At 69.0% G+C, this 21,648-nt stretch carries 22 protein-coding genes; 8 read left to right on the top strand and 14 right to left on the bottom strand.

The window, feature by feature from the left end; translation table 11 throughout:
* Positions 1 to 31: 31 nt before the first annotated feature.
* Positions 32 to 766 (bottom strand): lysoplasmalogenase, encoded by a 735-nt coding sequence (locus A5781_RS14940; RefSeq protein ID WP_067207394.1) that lies wholly within the window; start codon positions 764 to 766, stop codon positions 32 to 34.
* Here A5781_RS14940 and A5781_RS14935 point away from each other — a divergent pair.
* The 3 genes from A5781_RS14935 to A5781_RS14925 are packed head-to-tail and all read left to right on the top strand — an operon-like array spanning position 765 to position 4,222.
* Positions 765 to 1,739, top strand: a complete 975-nt coding sequence (locus tag A5781_RS14935; protein WP_067207391.1) for an alpha/beta hydrolase — start codon at positions 765 to 767, stop codon at positions 1,737 to 1,739. The two genes, A5781_RS14940 and A5781_RS14935, sit on opposite strands and share 2 nt — an antisense overlap.
* A 22-nt stretch (positions 1,740 to 1,761) precedes the next feature.
* Positions 1,762 to 2,727 carry an alpha/beta hydrolase gene (locus tag A5781_RS14930; RefSeq protein ID WP_067207387.1) on the top strand — a complete coding sequence of 322 codons (966 nt, stop codon included), beginning with the start codon at positions 1,762 to 1,764 and terminating at the stop codon, positions 2,725 to 2,727.
* Positions 2,728 to 2,737: 10 nt separating this feature from the next.
* Positions 2,738 to 4,222, top strand: a complete 1,485-nt coding sequence (locus tag A5781_RS14925; RefSeq protein ID WP_067207384.1) for an NAD(P)/FAD-dependent oxidoreductase — start codon at positions 2,738 to 2,740, stop codon at positions 4,220 to 4,222.
* Between the two features lie 79 nt (positions 4,223 to 4,301).
* Here the strand turns inward: A5781_RS14925 and metK are convergent, their stop codons facing one another.
* From metK to mihF, 5 genes are all read right to left on the bottom strand, one after another.
* A complete protein-coding gene (gene metK, locus A5781_RS14920; RefSeq protein ID WP_066945137.1) occupies positions 4,302 to 5,513 on the bottom strand; it encodes a methionine adenosyltransferase in 1,212 nt (403 codons plus the stop codon).
* A 96-nt stretch (positions 5,514 to 5,609) separates the two neighbouring features.
* On the bottom strand, positions 5,610 to 6,848 hold the full coding sequence (gene coaBC, locus A5781_RS14915; protein ID WP_067207382.1) for a bifunctional phosphopantothenoylcysteine decarboxylase/phosphopantothenate--cysteine ligase CoaBC: 1,239 nt from the start codon (positions 6,846 to 6,848) through the stop codon (positions 5,610 to 5,612).
* 22 nt (positions 6,849 to 6,870) lie between these two features.
* Positions 6,871 to 7,197 carry a DNA-directed RNA polymerase subunit omega gene (rpoZ, locus tag A5781_RS14910; RefSeq protein WP_055403752.1) on the bottom strand — a complete coding sequence of 109 codons (327 nt, stop codon included), beginning with the start codon at positions 7,195 to 7,197 and terminating at the stop codon, positions 6,871 to 6,873.
* A 73-nt stretch (positions 7,198 to 7,270) separates the two neighbouring features.
* Complete coding sequence (gene gmk, locus A5781_RS14905) at positions 7,271 to 7,939, bottom strand: guanylate kinase (protein WP_082939358.1); 669 nt, start codon at positions 7,937 to 7,939, stop codon at positions 7,271 to 7,273.
* Positions 7,940 to 7,988: 49 nt separating this feature from the next.
* Entirely contained in the window at positions 7,989 to 8,303 is a 315-nt protein-coding gene (gene mihF, locus A5781_RS14900; protein WP_007171927.1) for an integration host factor, actinobacterial type, read from the bottom strand.
* A 466-nt stretch (positions 8,304 to 8,769) separates the two neighbouring features.
* Between mihF and A5781_RS14895 the strand changes: the two genes are divergently transcribed.
* Positions 8,770 to 9,192, top strand: a complete 423-nt coding sequence (locus A5781_RS14895) for a molybdopterin-binding protein (protein ID WP_066945151.1) — start codon at positions 8,770 to 8,772, stop codon at positions 9,190 to 9,192.
* Positions 9,193 to 9,269: 77 nt separating this feature from the next.
* Here the strand turns inward: A5781_RS14895 and pyrF are convergent, their stop codons facing one another.
* The 8 genes from pyrF to A5781_RS14855 all read right to left on the bottom strand — a co-directional run bounded on the left by pyrF (position 9,270) and on the right by A5781_RS14855 (position 18,565).
* Positions 9,270 to 10,097, bottom strand: a complete 828-nt coding sequence (gene pyrF / locus A5781_RS14890; RefSeq protein WP_067207377.1) for an orotidine-5'-phosphate decarboxylase — start codon at positions 10,095 to 10,097, stop codon at positions 9,270 to 9,272.
* Positions 10,094 to 13,459, bottom strand: a complete 3,366-nt coding sequence (gene carB / locus A5781_RS14885; protein WP_067207373.1) for a carbamoyl-phosphate synthase large subunit — start codon at positions 13,457 to 13,459, stop codon at positions 10,094 to 10,096. The genes pyrF and carB overlap by 4 nt, the downstream gene beginning before the upstream one ends.
* Positions 13,459 to 14,595 (bottom strand): glutamine-hydrolyzing carbamoyl-phosphate synthase small subunit, encoded by a 1,137-nt coding sequence (gene carA, locus A5781_RS14880; protein WP_067207370.1) that lies wholly within the window; start codon positions 14,593 to 14,595, stop codon positions 13,459 to 13,461. Before carA ends, carB begins: the two co-directional genes overlap by 1 nt.
* Positions 14,592 to 15,092, bottom strand: a complete 501-nt coding sequence (locus A5781_RS14875; RefSeq protein WP_067207508.1) for a transporter — start codon at positions 15,090 to 15,092, stop codon at positions 14,592 to 14,594. The genes carA and A5781_RS14875 overlap by 4 nt, the downstream gene beginning before the upstream one ends.
* Positions 15,089 to 16,381: a dihydroorotase gene (locus A5781_RS14870; protein ID WP_067207368.1), complete on the bottom strand. Its 1,293-nt coding sequence runs from the start codon at positions 16,379 to 16,381 to the stop codon at positions 15,089 to 15,091. Before A5781_RS14870 ends, A5781_RS14875 begins: the two co-directional genes overlap by 4 nt.
* Complete coding sequence (locus A5781_RS14865) at positions 16,378 to 17,337, bottom strand: aspartate carbamoyltransferase catalytic subunit (RefSeq protein ID WP_067207365.1); 960 nt, start codon at positions 17,335 to 17,337, stop codon at positions 16,378 to 16,380. The genes A5781_RS14870 and A5781_RS14865 overlap by 4 nt, the downstream gene beginning before the upstream one ends.
* A complete protein-coding gene (gene pyrR / locus A5781_RS14860) occupies positions 17,334 to 17,906 on the bottom strand; it encodes a bifunctional pyr operon transcriptional regulator/uracil phosphoribosyltransferase PyrR (protein WP_067207362.1) in 573 nt (190 codons plus the stop codon). Before pyrR ends, A5781_RS14865 begins: the two co-directional genes overlap by 4 nt.
* A 230-nt stretch (positions 17,907 to 18,136) precedes the next feature.
* Positions 18,137 to 18,565, bottom strand: coding sequence for a cellulose-binding domain-containing protein (locus A5781_RS14855; protein ID WP_067207360.1), 429 nt, complete (start codon positions 18,563 to 18,565; stop codon positions 18,137 to 18,139).
* Positions 18,566 to 18,743: 178 nt separating this feature from the next.
* On the opposite strand from A5781_RS14855, the gene A5781_RS14850 reads away from it, so the two are divergent.
* From A5781_RS14850 to A5781_RS14835, 4 genes are all read left to right on the top strand, one after another.
* On the top strand, positions 18,744 to 19,376 hold the full coding sequence (locus A5781_RS14850) for a class I SAM-dependent methyltransferase (protein ID WP_156622661.1): 633 nt from the start codon (positions 18,744 to 18,746) through the stop codon (positions 19,374 to 19,376).
* A gap of 65 nt (positions 19,377 to 19,441) precedes the next feature.
* Positions 19,442 to 19,813 (top strand): STAS domain-containing protein, encoded by a 372-nt coding sequence (locus A5781_RS14845; RefSeq protein WP_067207353.1) that lies wholly within the window; start codon positions 19,442 to 19,444, stop codon positions 19,811 to 19,813.
* Between the two features lie 5 nt (positions 19,814 to 19,818).
* Positions 19,819 to 21,024 carry a serine hydrolase gene (locus tag A5781_RS14840; RefSeq protein ID WP_067207349.1) on the top strand — a complete coding sequence of 402 codons (1,206 nt, stop codon included), beginning with the start codon at positions 19,819 to 19,821 and terminating at the stop codon, positions 21,022 to 21,024.
* A gap of 4 nt (positions 21,025 to 21,028) precedes the next feature.
* On the top strand, positions 21,029 to 21,568 hold the full coding sequence (locus tag A5781_RS14835) for a GNAT family N-acetyltransferase (RefSeq protein WP_067207346.1): 540 nt from the start codon (positions 21,029 to 21,031) through the stop codon (positions 21,566 to 21,568).
* Positions 21,569 to 21,648 lie beyond the last annotated feature (80 nt).

Below are 21,648 nucleotides of genomic sequence, written 5' to 3'. Positions count from 1 at the left end.
AGGCTGGTGCTCAACGCCTTTACCGTCCGGGTCAGCTTTCGGCCGGTTCCGGGGTGCCGGCGTCGACCGGTGCCTCACGACCGAAGAAGAACCCGGCCGTCATCAGGATCAGCGCGGCGGCGTACGACCACCAGATCGGCACCGCCAGTGCCTCGTTGCCCAGGATGAAGCGGCCGATGGCGATCAGTGAATCGGACGCCGCGAAACACACCGCCCCCACCGCCGTCCAGATCGTCGGCAGCTGCGCCACTAGGGCGGCGCACACCATCGCGGTCAGCACGAGGATGTAGGCCGTCACCGGAAGCTTCAGTTTGTCCAGATGCGGCCAGAACCACGCCAGCAGCGCGATGGTGGCCAGGCACATGGCCACCACGGCGGCGATGCGCGGCTTCGACGGACGCCTCGCCGCCAGGGGCAGGAGCGCGCCCAGGAAGCACAAGTGCGCCAACAGGAATGCGGCCAGGCCCACGACGAAGGACTGCTCCCACCACGGGATCGCCAGTGCCCAGTCGCCGGTGGCCGACAGCAGCAGCGCCGGCATCAGCCACCGTCGCTCGCGGACGACGGCGTGGCCGACCGCGGCGGCGGTCAGCAACAACGCCATCGACGCCTTGAACAGCGGCTGGAGCACCCAGTGCCCGGTCAGCTCGGTTCCCGGCGGCGAACCCAACGCCAACACCGTCAGGTAGACGCCATAGCCAAGGGCCGCCCAGCCGGCCACCACCCAGCCGCCGAACACCAGACGCGGTGCGTACGGTACGTCCATGCCAAGCTTGGATAACACAGCCGACGAAAAGCCCGCGATCGACCCCATCCTGCAGAAGGTACTGGATGCGGTTCCCTTCCGGCTATCCACCGACGACGGTGTTGATGCGGCGCGGCAGCGGTTCCGTGACCTGCCCCGCCGGCCACTGCATCCCGAGCTGCGCGTCGAAGACCGCGCCATCCCCGGTCCGGCGGGGCCGATCGGCATCCGGATCTATTGGCCGACAATCGATTCGGACGTGAGCACCGGGAGTACCGCGCCGCCCGTCGTGCTGTACTTCCACGGCGGCGGTTTCGTCGTGGGTGACCTCGACAGTTATGACGGCACGGCCCGCCAGCACGCGGTGGGCGCCGACTCGATCGTGGTGTCCGTCGACTACCGGTTGGCGCCCGAGCATCCCTACCCCGCGGCCATCGAAGACGCTTGGGCCGCAATGCTTTGGACCGCCGAGCACGCCGGCGAGCTGGGCGGTGACCCGAATCGGTTGGCCTTGGCCGGGGATTCAGCCGGCGGAACCATCACGGCCGTGATGGCACAGCGGGCGCGCGATAGCGGCGCACCGCTCATCGCGTTCCAGCTGCTCTGGTATCCCTCCACGATGTGGGACGCCTCGCTGCCGTCCTTCGCCGAAAACGCCGCCGCTCCGATCCTGGACGTCAAGGCCGTCGCCGAGTTTTCGCGTTGGTACGCGGGCGAAGTCGACTTGTCCGCCCCGCCACCGGGTATGGCGCCGGGACGCGCCGCAGACGTGTCCAACCTGCCGCCCGCCTACATCGCCGTCGCGGGTCACGACCCGCTGCGCGACGACGGCATTCGGTACGGCGAGCTGCTGGCCGAAGCGGGCGTCTTGGTCGAGGTGCACAACGCCGAGACCCTGGTGCACGGCTACCTCGGTTACGGCGGTGTGGTGCCCGCGGCCACCGCCGCGATGGAACGCGGCCTGAGGGCCCTGCGAACCGGGCTGCGCGGGTAAATGTGGGGCGTACGGTGAATCCATGACGGAGCCCACCTTCGCCCGACCCGGCATCGATCCGACGTTCAAGGCGTTGCTCGACGCCTTCCCGATGACCTTCAGCGCAGCCGACGGCGTGGAGGTCGCGCGCTCGCGCCTGCGGCTGCTCCAGGTGCCCCCCGAAATGCTGCCGGACCTGCGCATCGAGGACCGCACGATCGGTCACGGAGAGCTCACCGACGTCCCCGTGCGCATCTACTGGCCGCCCCTGGAGCCGGAGGAGGCGTTGCCGGTCGTCGTCTTCTACCACGGCGGCGGCTTCTGCCTCGGCGGCCTGGACACCCACGACCCCCTGGCCCGCGCGCACGCCGTCGGCGCCGAGGCCATCGTGGTGTCCGTCGACTACCGGCTGGCACCCGAGCATCCGTTCCCGGCCGGGGTCAACGACTCCTGGGCGGCGTTGCAGTGGGTTGCCGAGCACGCCGCCGAGCTGGGCGGTGACCCCACTCGCATCGCCGTCGCCGGCGACTCGGCCGGCGGCAACCTGGCCGCCGTGATGGCGCATCTGGCCAACGAGAACGCGGGACCCGAGCTCAGCTTTCAGCTGCTGTGGTACCCGGTCGTCACCGCGGACCTGTCGCTGCCGTCGTTCACCGAGAACGCCAACGCGCCCATCCTGGACCGCGACGTGATCGACGCCTTCCTGTCCTGGTATCTGCCCGACCTCGACATCAGCGACCCGACGGCGCTGCCCGTCACCCTCGCCCCGGCGAATGCGACGGACCTGTCCGGGTTGCCGCCCGCCTACATCGGGACCGCCGAACACGACCCGCTGCGCGACGACGGGGCCCGCTACGCCGAGCTGCTGGACAGCGCCGGCGTGCCCGCGGAATTGAGCAACGAGCCGGACCTGGTGCACGGCTACGCCAGCTTCGCTCTGGTGATACCCGCGGCCGGCGACGCCACCGAGCGGGGGCTGGCCGCACTCAAGAAGGCACTACACCCCTAGGCGGACACCGATGAGCAGCACTCCCGACTACCACACGCTGATCGTGGGCGCCGGCTTCTCCGGAATCGGTGCCGCCATCAAGCTCGACAACGCCGGACTGTCGAACTATCTCGTCGTCGAGGCCGGCGACGGGGTCGGCGGGACGTGGCACTGGAACACCTATCCCGGTATCGCCGTGGACATTCCGTCGTTCTCCTACCAGTTCTCCTTCGAGCAGAGCCCGGACTGGTCGCGAACCTACGCGCGGGGGCGCGAGCTCAAGGCGTATGCCGAACACTGCGTCGACAAATACGGGCTCCGATCCCGAATCCGGTTGAACACCAAGGTCCAAGCCGCCGAGTTCGACGACGAGCATTGCCTGTGGCGGGTGCAGACCGACCCCGGCGGCACGGTGACCGCCCGATTCCTGATCAGCGCCTGCGGGGTACTCACCGTCCCCAACCTGCCCGACATCGACGGCGTGGACACCTTCGGCGGCATCACGATGCACACCGCGCGCTGGGATCACGACCAGGACCTGAGCGGCAAGCGCGTCGCGATCATCGGCACCGGTGCCTCGGCCGTTCAGGTCATTCCCGAAATCGCGCCGATTGTCAAGCAACTCACCGTTTTTCAGCGCACCCCGATCTGGTGCTTTCCCAAGCTGGACGTCGCGTTGCCCGCGCCGGCCCGCTGGGCGATGCGGATCCCCGGCGGAAAGGTCGTGCAGCGGTTACTGAGCCAGGCCTTCGTCGAAGTCACCTTCCCGATCTCCGCGCACTACTTCACGGTCATCCCGCTGGCCAAGAGGATGGAGTCGGCGGGGATGGCCTATCTGCGCAAACAGGTTCACGACCCGACGGTGCGCGATCAACTCACCCCGCGCTACGCGGTCGGCTGCAAGCGCCCCGGTTTCCACAACGAGTACCTGGCCACGTTCAACCGGGACAACGTGCGGCTGGTCACCGAGCCGATCGACAAGATCACCCCGTCGGCGGTGGCCACCACCGACGGCGAGAACCACGAAATCGACGTGCTGATCCTGGCCACCGGCTTCAAAGTGATGGACCCCGACGACGTCCCGACGTTCGCGGTCACCGGAAGCGGCGGCAAATCCCTGAGCCGGTTCTGGGACGAACACCGGCTGCAGGCCTACGAGGGCGTCAGCGTCCCCGATTTCCCCAACCTGTTCACGGTGTTCGGCCCCTACGGCTACGTCGGCTCTTCATATTTCGCGCTGATCGAGACGCAGACCCACCACATCGTGCGGTGCCTGAAACGGGCCGAGCGTGAGGGCGCGACGCGGGTCGAGGTCACCGAGGAAGCCAACGTCCGGTACTTCGACGAGATGATGCGGCGACGGCACCGGCAGATCTTCTGGCAGGACAGCTGCCGGCTGGCCAACAGCTACTACTTCGACAAGAACGGCGACGTGCCGCTGCGCCCCACCACCACGGTGGAGGCCTATTGGCGCAGCCGGCGGTTCGACCTCGACGACTATCGATTCACCGGCTGACGCCGGTGCCCGCGAACAGACGCAAAATCACCTTTTGCCTTGGTGATTCATGCGATTTCGTGTCTTCTCGTCGAATCCCCTAGACGGCGCGCTTGAGGTCGTCGACCTTGTTCAGCTGCTCCCACGGCAGCTCGATGTCGGTGCGGCCGAAGTGGCCGTAGGCGGCGGTCTGCGCGTAGATCGGGCGCAGCAGGTCCAGGTCGCGGATGATGGCGCCGGGCCGCAGGTCGAACACCTCCGGGACGATCTTCTCGATCTTGACCGGGTCGACCGTGGCGGTGCCGAAGGTCTCGACGAACAAGCCGACGGGGGCCGCTTTGCCGATGGCGTAGGCCACCTGCACCTCGACCCGCTCCGCCAGGCCGGCGGCGACGATGTTCTTGGCCACCCAGCGCATCGCGTAGGCCGCCGAGCGGTCCACCTTGGACGGATCCTTGCCGGAGAAGGCGCCGCCACCGTGGCGGGCCCACCCGCCGTACGTGTCGACGATGATCTTGCGGCCGGTCAGCCCCGCGTCGCCCATCGGGCCGCCCAGGACGAACTTGCCGGTCGGGTTGAAAAGCAACCGCGTCGACGAGGTGTCCAGCGTGTCGTGGGCCAGGTCGTCGAGGACGGTGTTGACCACCTTTTCCCGGAGGTCGGGGGTCAGGGTGTGCTCCAGGTCGATGTCGGCCGCGTGCTGGGTGGAGATCACCACGGTGTCGAGCCGGACCGGAACGTTGTCCTCGTATTCGATGGTCACCTGAGTCTTGCCGTCGGGGCGGAGGTAGGGCAGCACGCCGTTCTTGCGTACCTCGGTCAGCCGCCGGGACAGGCGGTGGGCCAGCGCGATGGGCAGCGGCATCAATTCGGGGGTGTCGGCGATCGCGTAGCCGAACATCAGCCCCTGGTCACCGGCGCCCTGCGCGTCCAGCGGGTCCTGCTCACCTTCGACCCGGGCCTCGTAGGCGGTGTCGACGCCCTGGGCGATGTCGGGCGACTGCGCGCCGATGCCGATGTTCACCCCGCAGGACGCCCCGTCGAAACCCTTGTCCGACGAGTCGTAGCCGATCTCGAGGATGCGCTCGCGGACCGTGTTGGTGATGTCGGCGAATGCCTCCTTCGCCGTCGTCGTCACCTCGCCGACGACGTGCACCTGGCCGGTGGTCACCAGCGTCTCGACCGCGACACGTGAGCGGGGGTCCTGCGCCAGCAGGGCGTCGAGAACCGAGTCGCTGATCGCGTCACAGATCTTGTCGGGATGTCCCTCAGTCACCGACTCACTGGTAAACAGGCGACCATTTTCGCTCACAATCTCAATCCTTCCGAATAATTAGTTAACCGAATTATATCGGCGGGCGTCTTTCGGCCAGCACCTGGCCTGGCGCCACAGGAGAACCGAACCTTATTACCCGCCGCCGTGCAGGAACGTGGCGATCGCATCCACGATACGACTGGCCATCAGCGTCTTGGAGCCATGCTGCAGTGCGGACTCGGTGCCGTCGGACGCGAGCAGCCACCCGTCGTTGCTGTCCACCTCGAACGCCCTGCCGTCGCCCACCGCGTTGACCACCAACAGGTCGCAGCCCTTGCGGCGCAGCTTGGCGCGGGCGTGAAACAGCACATCGCCGTTGGCATCGCCCGTCTCCGCGGCGAACCCGACGATGGCCCGCAAGTTGGGCAGCTCGCCGCTCGCGCGCGCCCGCACCGCGCCGGCCAGCACGTCGTCGTTGCGCACCAGCTCGATCGTCGGTGGCCCTTCGTCACCCTTTTTGATCTTGGCGGCGGAAACCTGCGCGGGCCGGAAGTCGGCGACGGCGGCCGCCATCACCAGCACGTCGGCCGCGGGGGCGTGCTTGGCCACCGCGTCACCGAGCTGCTCCGCGGAGCTGACGTGGACCACCTCGACGCCCGCGGGGTCGATAAGTCCGGCGGTGTGACCGGCGATCAGCGTGACCTCGGCGCCCCGCTGGGCGGCGACGCGGGCCACCGCGTAGCCCTGCTTGCCCGAGCTGCGGTTGCCGATGAAGCGCACCGGGTCGATCGGTTCGCGGGTGCCGCCGGCGGTCACCAGCACCTTGCATCCGGCGAGGTCGTAGGGAAGCGCGTCGTGGCGCTCCAGCAGCAGCTGGGCCAGCGTGGTGATCTCCTCCGCCTCGGGCAGCCGGCCCGAGCCGCTGTCGGGGCCGGTGAGCCGGCCGAAGGCGGGTTCCAGCACCACCGCGCCACGGCGCCGCAGCGTCGCCACGTTGTCGACGGTGGCCGGGTGCAACCACATCTCGGTGTGCATCGCCGGCGCGAACAACACCGGGCATCGCGCCGTGAGCAGGGTTGCGGTCAGCAGGTCGTCGGCGCGGCCGTGCACCGCGCGCGCCAGCAGATCCGCGGTGGCCGGCGCCACCAGAACCAGGTCGGCCTTCTGGCCGAGCTGAACGTGCGGCACCTCCGGGACGTTCTCGAAAACCCCGGTGTGCACCGGCTGGCCGGAGAGTGCCTCGAAGGTGGCGGCCCCGACGAACCGCAGCGCGGATTCGGTGGGAATGACCCGGACCAGGTGGCCGGCCTCGGAGAGCTGACGAACGACCGTGCACGCCTTGTAGGCGGCGATGCCACCGGAGACGCCGACGACGATCCGTTTACGGTCCACAGCCTGCCCGGCCCTGCCCTAGTTACTCGCCCTCGGTGTGCTCGAGCAGGTCGGCGTGGATTTCGCGCAGGGCGATCGACAGCGGCTTCTCCTGAAGCCCCGGCTCGACCAGCGGTCCAACGTATTCGAGGATGCCCTCGCCGAGCTGGTTGTAGTAATCGTTGATCTGGCGGGCCCGCTTGGCGGCGTAGATCACCAGGGCGTACTTGCTCGACACGCGGTCCAGCAGCTCGTCGATGGGCGGGTTGGTGATGCCCAGCGGGGTGTCGTAGGCGCCCTGCCCTCCCGCCGAGGGGTCAAACCGATCGGGGACGGCGGCCAACGCGGCGTCGGACTGCGGAATGGTCACTTAGGTCAATCTCCTCAACGTTCGAAGCGGTCAGAGCCCCGAAACGGCTTAACTACCGCTGGCAATTCGATGCTCAGTCTCGATTGGATCTGGTCTGACTGGTCTGGCCGGGCGCCTCATGCCGAGCCGGCGCAGTTTCCACCAGCAAGGATACCAATTCTGCGCACGCAGACTCCAATTGACTGTTGACGACGACCTCGTCGAAGTCGTCCTTGGCCGCCATTTCAATGCGGGCGGTCTCGAGGCGGCGCTGCATGGCCTCCGGTGTTTCGGTGCCGCGGCCGACGAGTCTGGACTCCAGGTCTTCCCAGCTGGGTGGGGCCAGGAAAACGGCGATTGCCTCGGGCATCGCCTTCTTGACCGCCCTGGCGCCGGCCAGGTCGACCTCGATGAGCACCGGGATCCCGGCGGCGGTGGCGGTCCGCACCGGCTCGGCCAGGGTGCCCGACCGGTGCAGTCCGCCGTGGATGTCGGCCCACTCCAGCAGCGCGCCGTCGTCGATGAGCTGCTGGAAGCGGGCGGGGCTGACGAAGTGGTAATCGACGCCGTCGACCTCACCCGGCCGCGGCGCCCGCGTCGTGGCAGAGACGCTGAAATGCAGGTCCGGTATCCGCTCGCGCAGACACCGGACCACTGTCGACTTGCCGACCGCGGAGGGACCGGACAGCACGACCACGCGTCCCTTGCCAGGTGGTTTGGGACGCGTCCCGTGCTCGACGTCCGGTCCCCCGCCGGCGCTCACTGGCGCTCCTGGGCCGGTGCGCCCACAGGGCGGGTTGGCCGAGGCCGGGTTAAGAGCCGAACTTTTCCAGCAGGGCCTTGCGCTGCCGATCGCCCAGGCCGCGCAGGCGGCGGGTGGGGGCGATCTCCAGCTCGGTCATGATTTCCTGTGCTTTGACCTTGCCCACCTTGGGCAACGCCTCAAGCAGCGCGGAAACCTTCATCTTGCCCAGGACTTCGTCGGTCTCGGCGTCCTTGAGCACCTGCGTGAGGTTGGTGCCGCCGCGCTTCAGCCGGTCCTTGAGCTCTGCTCTCGCTCGACGTGCGGCAGCCGCCTTCTCCAACGCGGCCGCGCGCTGCTCGTCGGTCAACTGGGGAAGGGCCACGATTCCTCCGTATCTGATCAATCAATCTCAATCGATCGCTTTTTGTCTCCGCCGGCACTTCAGCCAGCGCAGACGACCGTACTCAGGCCTCCTGACGAAATCTAACCCGACCCCCTGGTTCGGGGGGCAAACTCCCAGCATGAGCCCCGCGCGCGGCCCGAAAATCCGGTTCGCCGAACGTCGCCGACGACGTCCGCGACCGGTGCCCTCCGCGCGGCGGCATCGCCTTGTCGGGCGCCGAAATCAGCGCTCTGACCAGCGGTTTTAGCACATCGGAGTGGCGGGGTCACCGTCGCCGGGGCGGCGGCGAAGGGCGGTCTCGACGGCCGAAAACCCCTCGTGCCGGGGATCACGCATTTTTCGTCGCGTGTCGCGCGTGTCGCGTCGCTGCCGTCCGGCGCGGTTCGACCAGGTGACGATTGCTGGTAGCAGCCCCAGCTAATACCGGCCGGGTTACCATCTAGCGGTGTCGAACCTGCGGATCCGTCAGGCCGCTGAGCTGCTCGGAGTCAGCGACGACACCGTCCGGCGATGGATCAACCAAGGATCGTTGTCGGTCAGTCACGACGCGGCCGGCCGCAAGGTGATCGCCAGCGAGGACCTGGCCCGGTTTTCCAGGACCAACGCGCCCGCCCCGCCGCCGGACCCGCTCAGCATCGGCAGCTCGGCCCGCAACCGCTTTGTCGGCCTGGTCACCAAGGTCACCAGCGACAAGGTGATGGCCCAGGTGGAGATGCAGTGCGGCCCGTTCACCGTCGTCTCGCTGATGAGCACCGAGGCCGCCGAGGAATTGCAGCTGCGGCCCGGCAGCGTCGCCGTGGCGGTCGTCAAGGCCACCACGGTGATCGTGGAGACCGCCCGGCCCAGCACGTCGATCGCGTCGGACTGACGCGCGCCTGGGGCCCCGGACGCGGCCCCGTGGCGTTTCCGGTGCGTAGGGGCCACACTCGGCGCCCAGCGGGGCGTCTAGAGGGCTCCCAGATAGGCCACCGCGTCCAGCATCCGCTCGCCGGCCGCCCGCAGCTCGGGGACTCCCGGCCCGGCGCGCAGCACCTCGCGCGCCACCGCGGGCAGCAGCTGGCCGGGATGCGCCCCGCCCAGCCCGGCGAGCGCCTCCGGCCGGCCGCCCTGCACGCCCAGCCCCGGCACCAGGACCGGTCCGCCCAGCGCGCCGAGGTCGGGGGCCTCGAGGACCGTCGCGCCCACCACCACGCCGACGTATCCGGGCCCGTCCGGCGTGGCGGACTTGTTCACCACCGCCGCCTGGTCGACGACCAGCTGGGCGACCGTGCGGCCGTCGAACGCGGCGCGCTGGACGGTCGCCCCCTCGGGGTTGGAGGTGGCGGCCAGCACGAACACACCCCGATCGTGCGCGGCGGCGGCCTCCAGCAGCGGCCGCAGCGAGCCGAACCCCAGGTACGGCGAGGCAGTCACGGCGTCAGCGGCCAGCGGCGAGTCCCCCGCCCAGGCGGCGGCGTACGCCGCCATCGTGGTGCCGATGTCGCCGCGCTTCGCGTCGGCCAGAACCAGCACGCCCACCGACCGCAGGGCCGCGATGGTGCGTTCCAGCACGGCGAACCCGGCGGCGCCGTAGGACTCGAAGAACGCCACCTGGGGCTTGACGACGGCGAACCCGGCGAACGCCTCGACGCAGATGTCGCAGAACGCGGCCAGCCCGTCGGCGGTGGTCGGCAAATCCCACGCGCGTAGCAGCTCGGGGTGCGGGTCGATTCCCACGCACAGCGGGCCGCGTTGCGCCTTGGCCTCGGCCAGCCGGAGGCCGAACCTTGTCACCGGGTGCCTTCGCCGGGCGCGGCGCCCTGCCCCATCAGGCTGTGCAGTTCTTGCAGGGACCGCACGCCGATGTCGCCGCGGATGCCGGCCTCGATGCCCTGGATGGCGGCCGACGCGCCCTGCACCGTTGTGACGCAGGGGATGTTGACCGACACCGCGGCCGAACGGATCTCGTAGCCGTCGATGCGGGGGCCGGAATTGCCGTAGGGCGTGTTGATCACCATGTCGATTTCGCCGGCCTTGATCGCGTCGACGGCGGACACGGCCGGGCGGCCCGGCTGCGCCGGCTCGAAGTGCTTACGAACCTCGTCACAGGGAATCCCGTTGCGGCGCAACATCTCCGCCGTGCCCTCGGTGGCCAGGACGCGGAAGCCCAGGTCGGCAAGGCGCTTGACCGGGAACACCAGCGACCGCTTGTCCCGGTTGGCGACCGAGACGAAGATGGTGCCCTCGGCCGGCAGCGACCCGTACGCGGCGGTCTGGCTCTTGGCGAAGGCGCTGCCGAAGTCGCGGTCGATGCCCATGACCTCGCCGGTCGATTTCATCTCGGGGCCCAGCAGTGAGTCGATGGCGGCCCCGTCGGCGCGACGGAAGCGGTGGAACGGCAACACCGCCTCCTTGACCGCGATCGGGGCGTTCTGCGCCGCGTGGGCGCCGTCCCGGGAAGCCGCCAGCATGCCTTCGGCGCGGAGCTGGGGAATGGTGGCGCCCAACATGATCCGGGCGCACGCCTTGGCGAGCGGGACTGCGGTGGCCTTGGATACGAAAGGAACGGTACGGCTCGCTCTCGGGTTGGCCTCCAGGACGTAGAGCACGTCGTCCTTGAGGGCGTACTGCACGTTGAGCAGGCCGATCACCCCGATGCCGTGCGCGATGGCCTCCGTCGCGTGGCGCACCTTCTCGATGTCGCTGCGGCCCAACGTGACCGGGGGCAACGCGCATGCCGAATCGCCGGAGTGGATGCCGGCCTCCTCGATGTGCTCCATGATCCCGCCGATGTAGACCTCGCTGCCGTCGCACAGCGCGTCGACGTCGATCTCCACCGCGTCCTCGAGGAAGCGGTCGACCAGCACCGGGTGCTCGGGTGAGAGCTCGGTGGCGCGGGTGATGTAGCCCTCCAGCGTCTCCTCGTCGTAGACGATCTCCATCCCGCGCCCGCCCAGCACGTACGACGGCCGCACCAGCACCGGATAACCGATCTCGTCGGCGATCCGGCGGGCCTGCGCGAAAGTCGTTGCCATGCCGTATTTCGGCGCCGGCAAGCCGGCGCTCAGCAGCACGTCGCCGAAGGCGCCGCGGTCCTCGGCCAAGTCGATCGCCTCGGGCGGGGTGCCCACGATCGGGACCCCGGCGTCGGCGAGGCGCTGCGCCAGCCCGAGCGGGGTCTGGCCGCCCAATTGCACGATGACGCCCGCCACCCCGGGCCCCGCGCCGGCCGACTGCTGCTCGGCGCGGAACACCTCCAGCACGTCCTCAAAGGTCAGCGGCTCGAAGTACAGTCGGTCGGCGGTGTCGTAGTCGGTGGACACCGTCTCCGGGTTGCAGTTGACCATCACGGTCTCAAAACCGGCCTGGCTCAACGTGGTTGCCGCGTGCACGCAGCTGTAGTCGAATTCGATGCCCTGGCCGATGCGGTTGGGTCCGGACCCGAGGATCAGCACCTTGGGGCGCTCGGCCTGCGGGGCCACCTCCGTCTCGGCCGCCGGGTCGAGTTCGTAACTGCTGTAGTGGTAGGGCGTCCTGGCCTCGAACTCCGCTGCGCAGGTGTCCACCGTCTTGTACACCGGGTGGATGCCCAGCCGCGAACGCAGCGAGCGCACCCCGTTCTCCCCCGCCAACTCGGGCCGCAGCGCGGCGATCTGGCGGTCCGACAGCCCGTTGTGCTTGGCGCGGCGCAGCAGGTCGGTGTCGAGCACCGGGGCGTCCAGCAGCTCGGTGCGCAGCTTGCCCAGCTCGCCGATCTGGGCGACGAACCACGGGTCAACGCCGCTGGCCTCGGCGACCTGCTCGACCGAGGCGCCCAGCCGCAGCGCCAGTTCGATGTCGTAGAGCCGGCCCTCGGTCGCGGTGCGGAGCCGGTCGAGCACCTCGTGGACGTCCCCGTCCGGGTCCGGCTTGGTCCAGAAACCCGCGCGGGTGGTCTCCAGCGATCGCATCACCTTGCCGAGCGCCTCGATGAAGTTGCGGCCCAACGACATTGCCTCGCCGACGGACTTCATCGTGGTGGTCAGGGTGGGGTCCGCCCCGGGGAACTTCTCGAACGCGAACCGCGGAGCCTTGACGACGACGTAGTCGAGGGTGGGTTCGAAGCAGGCCGGCGTTTCCTTGGTGATGTCGTTGACGATCTCGTCGAGGCTGTACCCGATGGCCAGCTTGGCGGCGATCTTGGCGATCGGGAAGCCGGTGGCCTTGGAGGCCAGCGCGCTGGACCGAGACACCCGGGGGTTCATCTCGATGACGATCAGCCGGCCGTCGGTCGGGTTGATCGCGAACTGGATGTTGCAGCCGCCGGTGTCCACGCCGACCTCGCGCAGGATTGCGATGCCCAGGTCGCGCATCCGCTGGTATTCCCGGTCGGTCAGCGTCATGGCCGGCGCGACGGTGACCGAGTCACCGGTGTGCACGCCCATCGGGTCGACGTTCTCGATCGAGCACACCACGACCACGTTGTCGTTGCCGTCGCGCATGAGCTCGAGCTCGAATTCCTTCCAGCCGTAGATCGATTCCTCGATCAGCACGTTGGCGCTGGGGCTTTCGGCCAGGCCGGCGCCGGCCATCCGGTCGACCTCCTCGATGGATCGCGCCATGCCCGAGCCGAGGCCGCCCATGGTGAAGCTGGGCCGCACCACGACCGGCAGGCCGAGCTCGGAGACCGTCTCGCGAACCTCTTCCATGGTGAAACACACTCGGCTGCGGGCAGATTCACCGCCGACCTTGGCGACGATGTCCTTGAACATCTGCCGGTCCTCGCCGCGCTGGATGGCGTCGATGTCGGCCCCGATGAGCTCGACACCGTGGCGCTCCAGCGCCCCGTTCTCGTACAGCGCGACCGCGGTGTTGAGCGCGGTCTGCCCGCCCAGCGTGGCCAGCAGCGCGTCGATCTTGTTGCCGCGCTCGGCCTGCTGGGCGATCACCCGTTCCACGAACGCCGGGGTGATGGGCTCGACGTAGGTGTGGTCGGCGTATTCCGGATCGGTCATGATGGTGGCCGGGTTGGAGTTGATCAGGCTGACCTGCAGCCCCTCCGCTCGCAGCACCCGGCAGGCCTGGGTGCCGGAGTAATCGAATTCGGCCGCCTGGCCGATGACGATCGGCCCCGAGCCGATCACCAGCACGTGACGCAAGTCGGTGCGACGCGGCACTAGCGCCCCCTTTCGCTCTGTTGGGCGGCCATGAGCTCGATGAATTGGTCGAACAGGTATTCCGCGTCGTGTGGACCGGCGGCGGCCTCGGGGTGGTACTGCACCGAGAACGCCCGGCCGTCAGCGAGTTTGACGCCCTCGACCACCCCGTCGTTGGCGCAGGTGTGGCTGACGACGGCCTGCCCGAACGGCGTGTCGAAGGATTGGCCCGCTTCGCCTTCCAGCGCGAAGCCGTGATTCTGCGCGGTCACCGCCACCCGCCCGGTGGCGTGGTCCATGACCGGGATGTTGATGCCGCGGTGACCGAAGACCATCTTGTAGGTGGACAGGCCCAGCGCCCGGCCCAGGATCTGGTTGCCGAAACAGATGCCGAACAACGGGATCCCGGCGCCCAGCACCTCGCGGGTGAGCGCGACGACGTGGTCGGCGGTCGCGGGGTCGCCGGGGCCGTTGGACAAGAACACGCCGTCGGGCTTGATGTCGGCGATCTGCTCGAAGCTCGTCGACGACGGCAGCACGTGGCTGCGGACGCCGCGGCGCGCGAAATTGCGTGGGGTGTTGGTCTTGATTCCCAGGTCCAGCGCGACCACCGTGAAGCGTTGCGGCCCTTCGGGTTCCACGATGTAGCGGTCCGGGGTGCTGACCTCGCCGGCGAGGTCGGCACCCAGCATGGACTGCTGCCCCCGCACCCGCTCGACCAACTCGGCGGTGTCGGCCAGCGCCTCACCGGAGAACACCCCCGCCTTCATCGATCCGCGGGTGCGCAGGTGGCGCACCACCGCCCGGGTGTCGATGCCGGCGATCCCGACGATGTGCTGGCGCACCAGCTCGTCCTCCAGGGTGCCGGTGGCGCGCCAGTTCGACGCGCGCGGCGACGGGTCGCGCACCGCGTAACCGGCGACCCAGATCTTGTCGCCCCGACTCTCACCGTCCTCGGTGTTCCAGCCGGTGTTGCCGATCTGGGGCGCGGTGGCCACCACGATCTGCCGGTGGTAGCTGGGATCGGTGAGCGTCTCCTGGTAGCCGGACATGCCGGTGGAAAACACGGCCTCGCCCAGCGTTTCGCCGACCTTGCCGAACGGCGTGCCGGTGAAGACCCGCCCGTCCTCGAGTACCAGTAGGGCCTTGTTCGTCACGCTGCTTCCTCTTCCAGCCACTCGGCGTAGTCTTCGCGGTGGTTTGCGCGAAAGCCGGTGTCGATCTCGACTCCTGATGGCAGCCGCCACCGAATCGCCAATATCCCGATCCGGGCCGGCGTCCTGCCTCCCATGCTGCGTTCCATGCGGATAGCGCTGATCGAGTCCTTCGGAATCCAAATCGGTTGGGCCCGCAGCCGTTCCACCATGATTCCGCCGGAATAGCGGGTCAGCACCCCTTGGGTTCGATAACCCAGATCGCCGGCCGCGATCCGCTCGTGCCAATCCGGCGCCATCATGGAACCGCAATAGTGGCCGCGGGTGGTGACCATCGCCGCGCCCACCTGGTCGGGCACGTCGGGCAGGTCGCCGATCAGCTCCGCCTGCCGCAGCGAGCGGCGCCGCCAGCTGCGCATCATCAGCTGGATCACCACCGCTATCACCACCACCAGCACGGCCGCGAAGATCAGCGACCCCACCAGCGTCCCTGAATTCATGCCGGGCACTTCCCGTCTCGCGCGGTGATCTTGCCGCGCAACAGGGTCGCCGTCACGGTGGCGGGCAGCGCCATCGACTCGAATGGCGTGTTGGCCGACCGGCTGGCCAGATCCGATCCGGCGACCGTCCAGGTGGCGTCGGGATCCACCACCGTCAGGTTGGCCGGCTCCCCCACCTCCAGCGGGCGGCCGTGATCGGGCAGCCCGACGATGCGGGCGGGGTTCTCACTCATCACCCGCGCGACGTCACGCCACGTCAACAGCCCGGGCGTCACCATCGTCTGCACCACGACCGACAGCGCGGTCTGCAGACCCAGCATGCCGGGACGGGCCGCGGCGAACTCCACGCACTTCTCGTGCTCGGCGTGCGGGGCATGGTCGGTGGCCACACAGTCGATGACACCGTCGGCCAGGGCCTGCCGCAACGCCACCGCGTCGGCGGCCTCGCGAAGCGGCGGGTTGACGCGATTCACCCCGTCGTAGCTGGCCAGCCTGGCGTCGTCGAGCATCAGGTGATGCGGGGTGACCTCGGCGGTGATCGAAATCCCTTGCTCCTTAGCCCATCTCACGATCTCGACGGTGCCCGCGGTGGACGCGTGGCAGATGTGGACGCGGGCGCCGGCGTCGCGCGCCAGCAGCGCGTCGCGGGCCACGATCGATTCCTCGGCGGCCCGCGGCCATCCCGAAAGCCCCAACCGGGCGGCGGTCGGTCCCTCGTGGGCGACGGCGCCGACGGTCAGCCTGGGTTCCTCGGCGTGCTGGGCGATGAGCACCCCCAGGCCGGTGGCGTACTCAAGGGCGCGGCGCATCACCAGCGGGTCGTGCACGCAGATGCCGTCGTCGGAGAACATCCGGACCTGGCCGGCCCCGGCCGCCATCATGCCCATCTCGGTGAGCTCCGCGCCGGCCAGTCCGACGGTGACGGCGCCGACGGGGTGCACGTCGACCAGGCCGACCTGTTGGCCGCGGTGCCACACGTGGTCGGTGACCACCGGGCTGTCGGCGACCGGGTTGGTGTTGGCCATCGCGAACACCGCGGTGTAGCCGCCCAACGCCGCTGCGGCCGAACCGGTTTCGATGTCCTCGGCGTACTCGCGGCCCGGTTCGCGCAGATGGGTGTGCAGGTCGACCAGTCCCGGCAGCAGCACGTGGCCGGTGGCGTCGATGACGTCGGCGGTGTCGCGGATCGCCAACTTGGCACCGATTTCGGCGATCTGGCCGTCATCGACCAGCACGTCGACCCGATCGCCCTCGCCGTACAACCGGACCCCGCGGATCAGCACGCTCATGCCACGCCCTCTTTTCCGGCGGATTCCGCTCCCACCAGTACATGGAACAGCACCGCCATCCGCACGTGCACACCGTTGGAAACCTGTTGCAGCACGGCCGATTGCGACGAGTCGGCAACCGACGATGCGATCTCCATGCCGCGCAGCATCGGCCCAGGGTGCAGCACCGCGGCGTGGGCGGGCAGCATGGCCTGGCGGCGATCGGAAAGCCCGTAGCGGGAGGAGTATTCGCGCACCGACGGGAAGAAGCCGCCGTTCATCCGCTCGGCCTGCACCCGCAGCATCAACACGGCGTCGGCGGCGGGCAACTCGGCGTCGAAGTCGTTGGTCACGGTGACCGGCCACCCATCGACGCCGACCGGCAACAGCGTCGGCGGCGCCACCAGCACCACCTCGGCGCCCAGGGTGTTCAGCAGCATGACGTTGGAGCGAGCGACCCGGCTGTGCAGGATGTCGCCGACGATCACGATGCGCCGGCCCTCGATGCCGCCCAGGCGCTGGCGGATGGTGAGCGCGTCCAGCAGCGCCTGCGTCGGGTGCTCGTGGGTGCCGTCCCCGGCGTTGATCACCGAGGGGCCGGAGTCGTTGCCGGCGCACGTCCAGTCGACGAGCAGGTGCGCCGCCCCGGACGCCGGGTGCCGGATGATCAGCGCGTCGGCGCCGGCCGCCCGCAGCGTCAGCGCCGTGTCGCGCAGCGACTCCCCCTTGCCCACCGACGATCCGGCCGCGCTGACGTTGATCACGTCGGCGCTCATCCATTTGCCGGCCACCTCGAACGACACCCGGGTACGGGTGGAGTTCTCGTAGAACATCGTGATCACGGTGCGGCCGCGCAGCGTCGGCAGCTTCTTGATCTCGCGGCCCACCAGCGCCTCGGCGAACCGGTCCGCGTCGTCGAGGATGGCAGTGGCCTCGTCACGGCTCAGGTCGCCGGCGGCCAGCAGGTGACGCGTCATCGCGAGATCACCACCCCGTCACGACCGTCCTGCTCGGCCAGCAGCACGTGCACGCTCTCGCTGCGGGAGGTGGGGACGTTCTTGCCGACGTAGTCGGCGCGCAGCGGCAGCTCGCGGTGGCCGCGGTCGACCAGCACCGCCAGCTGCACCACCCGCGGGCGGCCGACGTCGCGCAGCGCGTCCAGCGCGGAGCGCACCGAGCGCCCGGAGTACAGCACGTCGTCGATGAGGATCACCAGCGCGTCGTCGATGCCGCCGGCGGGAATCGAGGTGGCCTCGAGCGGCCGCGGCGGCTTCTGCATCAGATCGTCGCGGTAGAGGGTGATGTCGAGCCCGCCGTGGCCGACCTGAACACCGCTGTACTCGTCGATGTTGGTGGCCAGGCGCTTGGCCAGGATCACGCCGCGGGTCGGGATGCCCAACAGCACCACCCGCGGCGCGTCGGGATTATCCAGAGCGGTCTTTTCGATGATCTGGTGTGCGATACGGGAAATGGTGCGACCCACGTCGGCCGCCGACATCAATTCCCGGGATTCGCGGCCCACGCCGCTCTCACCCAAAGCACCCATACGAGACTTGACCTCCTTCTCCGCCTCGCCGGACGGATCGTTAAAGGATGTCGACTGCCCGGCAGCGTAGCACTTCTTCGAAGGCGCGACGGCGCGAGGCACGGGTGGCGCCGTCCCCGAAGGCCCGCTGCACCCCACCCGTCCCAGGTGTCCCGCCGGGCTCGGGCTTCTCCCGCTGCAGCGAAGCGGCTTCGACGCGCTCTACGGCGCGTCCTCAGTGCGCGGCACCGCTAGGTGCAGGGGTATTGCCCGTTGAGCAGACAATTCGACGGTGGCGAGAAGGAACCGCTCACCACGCCTCTCAGGCCACCTGTGGCTGAGCCACCCGGTGCGATGCTGCGATTCCAGTTCGCGGGGGTGAGAACGTAGTGGGTGCCCGATTGGGTGACGGTGCTGTTCCACGTGTGCAAGACGGATTGTCCCGCCGGCATGTCGAAGTCGAGCCGCCAATCGGTTAGCGGCGCCATGCTCAAGTTGGTGACGGTGAAGTTGGCGATGAAACCCGTCTGCCACGCATGTTCCACCGACAACGTCGCCGAGGCCGCAGCCGCATGAGCTACCGGGGTGCCGGCGAGTCCGAGGGCGGCAACCATCAATGCCGACACGGATACGTGAAGCGCTGTGCGCCAGCGCTTCACGCAAGTGTTCAGTTCGGCCATGCAGTCAACACTAAAGCCAAGGAGGCGGTACCGGCCCTTGCATCGCGGGTACGCTGCAGTACCTTTGCGCAACCGAAACCGTCATGAAATTTGGCCGCGATACGTGGCGATGTGTGAACACACGGCGACACCGTGCCGCGCTACCCTGGCGAAAATGACGGGCTCGGGCTTCTCCAGATTGCAGCAAATGGACTTCGACGCGCTCTACCGCGGCGAGAGCCCCGGCGAAGGCATCCCGCCGATGGCCACACCCCCGTGGGACACCAAGGCGCCCAAGGACAACGTCATCGCGTGGCACGCCGGCGGCTGGGTCCACGGTGACGTCCTGGACATCGGCTGCGGGCTCGGCGACAACGCCATCTACCTCGCGCAGAACGGGTTCCGGGTCACCGGGCTCGACATCTCGCCCACCGCGCTGGTCACCGCCCAGCGCCGGGCCCATGACGCTGGGGTCGACGTGACGTTCGCGGTGGCTGACTCCACCAAGCTGGAGGGCTATACCGATGCGTTCGACACCGTTATCGACAGCGGGATGTTCCACTGCCTCGACGACGACGGCAAGCGCAACTACGCCGCCGCGGTGCACCGGGCGACCAGGCCCCGCGCCACGCTGCTGATCAGCTGCTTCTCCGACGCCAACGCCCCGGACGAGCGGTGGCCCCGACCCGCGGTCCCGGAGTCCACGCTGCGCGACGTCCTCGGCGGCGCGGGCTGGGACATCGCGTCGCTGGAGCCCGCCACGATGCGCCGCGAGGTCGAGGGCGCGCAGGTCGAAATGGCGTTCTGGTACGTCCGCGCGCAGCGGCGCTGACCGAACCCTCCCGGCCAAGAGTCGGCCCGGGTGATGGCCCGTTGCGGGGCAGACAGTACGTTCGGATGGTGAGGAGCGAGGAATTCTGGGTCAACCGCCGCGATGCCGGTGACGCGGTGGTGTTGCAGGTCAGTGGTGTGGTGGACATCATCACCGCGCCCTCGCTCGCCACGCATATCGACATTGCCCTGGCCGACACGCCCGCGGTGCTCGTCATCGACCTCACCGAGGTCGATTTCCTGTCCTCTGCCGGCATCACCGTGCTCGTCGAGGTGCATCGCCTGACCGAGAACAGCCCGACGTCATTGCGGGTGGCCGCCGACGGCTCGGCCACCAGCCGGCCGCTGCGCATCGTGGGCCTCGACGAGTTCATCGACCTCTACCCCACCGTGGATGAAGCCTTGGCCGCGGCTCCCCCGGGCCCGACGCTAACCTGATTCGGGTGAATCTCGACGCCAATGCGGCCTCCATCCGCGAAGTGTGCGACACGGGACTGCTCGCCGGTGCGCTGACGCTGGTGTGGCGGCGCGGAGAAGTGCTGCAGGTCAACGAAATCGGTCACCGCGATGTGGACGCGGGCCTGCCGATGCAGCGCGACACGCTGTTCCGGATCGCGTCGATGACCAAGCCGGTCACCGTCGCGGCGGTGATGAGCCTGGTCGACGAGGGCAAGCTGACGTTGAAAGACCCGATCGTGCGCTGGGCGCCCGAGCTGGCCGACGTACGGGTGCTCGACGACCCGCACGGCCCCCTGGACCGGACGCATCCGGCGCGGCGCGCCATCCTCATCGAGGATCTGCTCACCCACACCAGCGGCATGGCCTACGGATTCTCGGTGTCCGGGCCGATCGCCAAGGCCTACGTGCGGCTGCCGTTCAACCAGGGCCCGGACGCCTGGCTGGCCGAGCTGGCCAAGCTGCCGCTGGTGCATCAGCCCGGCGACCGACTTACCTACAGCCACTCCATCGACCTGCTGGGCGTCATCGCGGCACGCGTCGAGGACAAGCCGTTCCACCAGGTTCTCGACGAACGCGTGCTGGGCCCGGTGGGCATGCCCGACACCGGGTTCTTCGTGTCCCCCGAGGCACGCCGGCGCGCCGCGACCATGTACCGGCTCGACGGGCAGGGCCAACTGCACCACGACGCGATGGGGCCGCCGCACATCACGCCGCCGTCCTTCCCCAACGCCGGTGGCGGCCTGTGGTCGACCGCCGACGACTACCTGCGTTTCGTGCGGATGCTGCTCGGCGAAGGAACGATCGACGGCGTGCGGGTGTTGTCACCCGAATCCGCCCGCCTGATGCGCACCGACCGGCTCACCGACGAACAGAAGCGGCACAACTTCCTCGGGGCGCCGTATTGGGTGGGCCGCGGCTTCGGCCTGAACCTGTCGGTGGTGACCGACCCCGCCAAGAGCGCGCCGTTGTTCGGGCCGGGCGGCCTCGGGACGTTCAGCTGGCCGGGTGCCTACGGGACGTGGTGGCAGGCCGATCCGAGCGCCGACCTGGTCTTGATCTATCTGGTGCAGAACCTGCCCGACATGTCCGCGGACGTGTCGGCGGCGGTAGCCGGTAACACCTCGCTGGCGAAGCTCCAATCGGCGCAGCCGAAATTCGTCCGCCGCACCTATCAAGCGCTCGGCCTCTAGCGCCGTGGCCGATTACCCACCCGACCGCATCACCGGGCCCCGGCTGGTGTTGCGCCGGCCCGTGCTCGACGACGCCGGGGCACTGTTCCAGCGGGTCGCCCGCGACCCCGAGGTCACCAAGTACCTGATGTGGGCGCCGCATCCCGACGTGGCGGCGACGCGGCGGGTGATCACCGAGAAGCTCAACGCCACGGCCGACGAGCGGACCTGGGCGATCGAGTTGCGGCACAGCGGTGAGGTCGTCGGGCTGGCCAGTTGCAGGCGTCCGGTGCCGCACTCGGTCGAAATCGGTTATTGCCTGGGTCGCCGGTGGTGGGGCAAGGGTTTGATGGCCGAGGTGATCGACATGCTGTTGACCGCGCTCGACAGCGACCGGGGGGTGTATCGGGTGTGGGCCACCTGCAATGTGGAGAACGTGCGTTCGGCGCGGTTGCTGGAGCGGGCCGGTTTCGTGTTGGAGGGCCGGCTGGCCCGCCACGCCGTCTACCCCAACTTGGGGCCCGAGCCGCAAGACAGCCTGCTCTACGCCAGGATTCTGCGCTGAGTCCAGTGTGCGTCCAGGGCGGGAGTCACCGGCGTGTCGCCGCCGTGAATGCACACTGAAAGCCGTCAGCGCACACTCGA

It is taken from the genome of Mycobacterium sp. 852002-30065_SCH5024008 (assembly GCF_001665645.1).
GTDB classification, from domain to species: Bacteria; Actinomycetota; Actinomycetes; order Mycobacteriales; family Mycobacteriaceae; genus Mycobacterium; species Mycobacterium paraffinicum.
The sequence above is the reverse complement of the archived record's forward strand: the minus strand, read 5'-3'. Positions and strand labels throughout refer to the sequence as shown.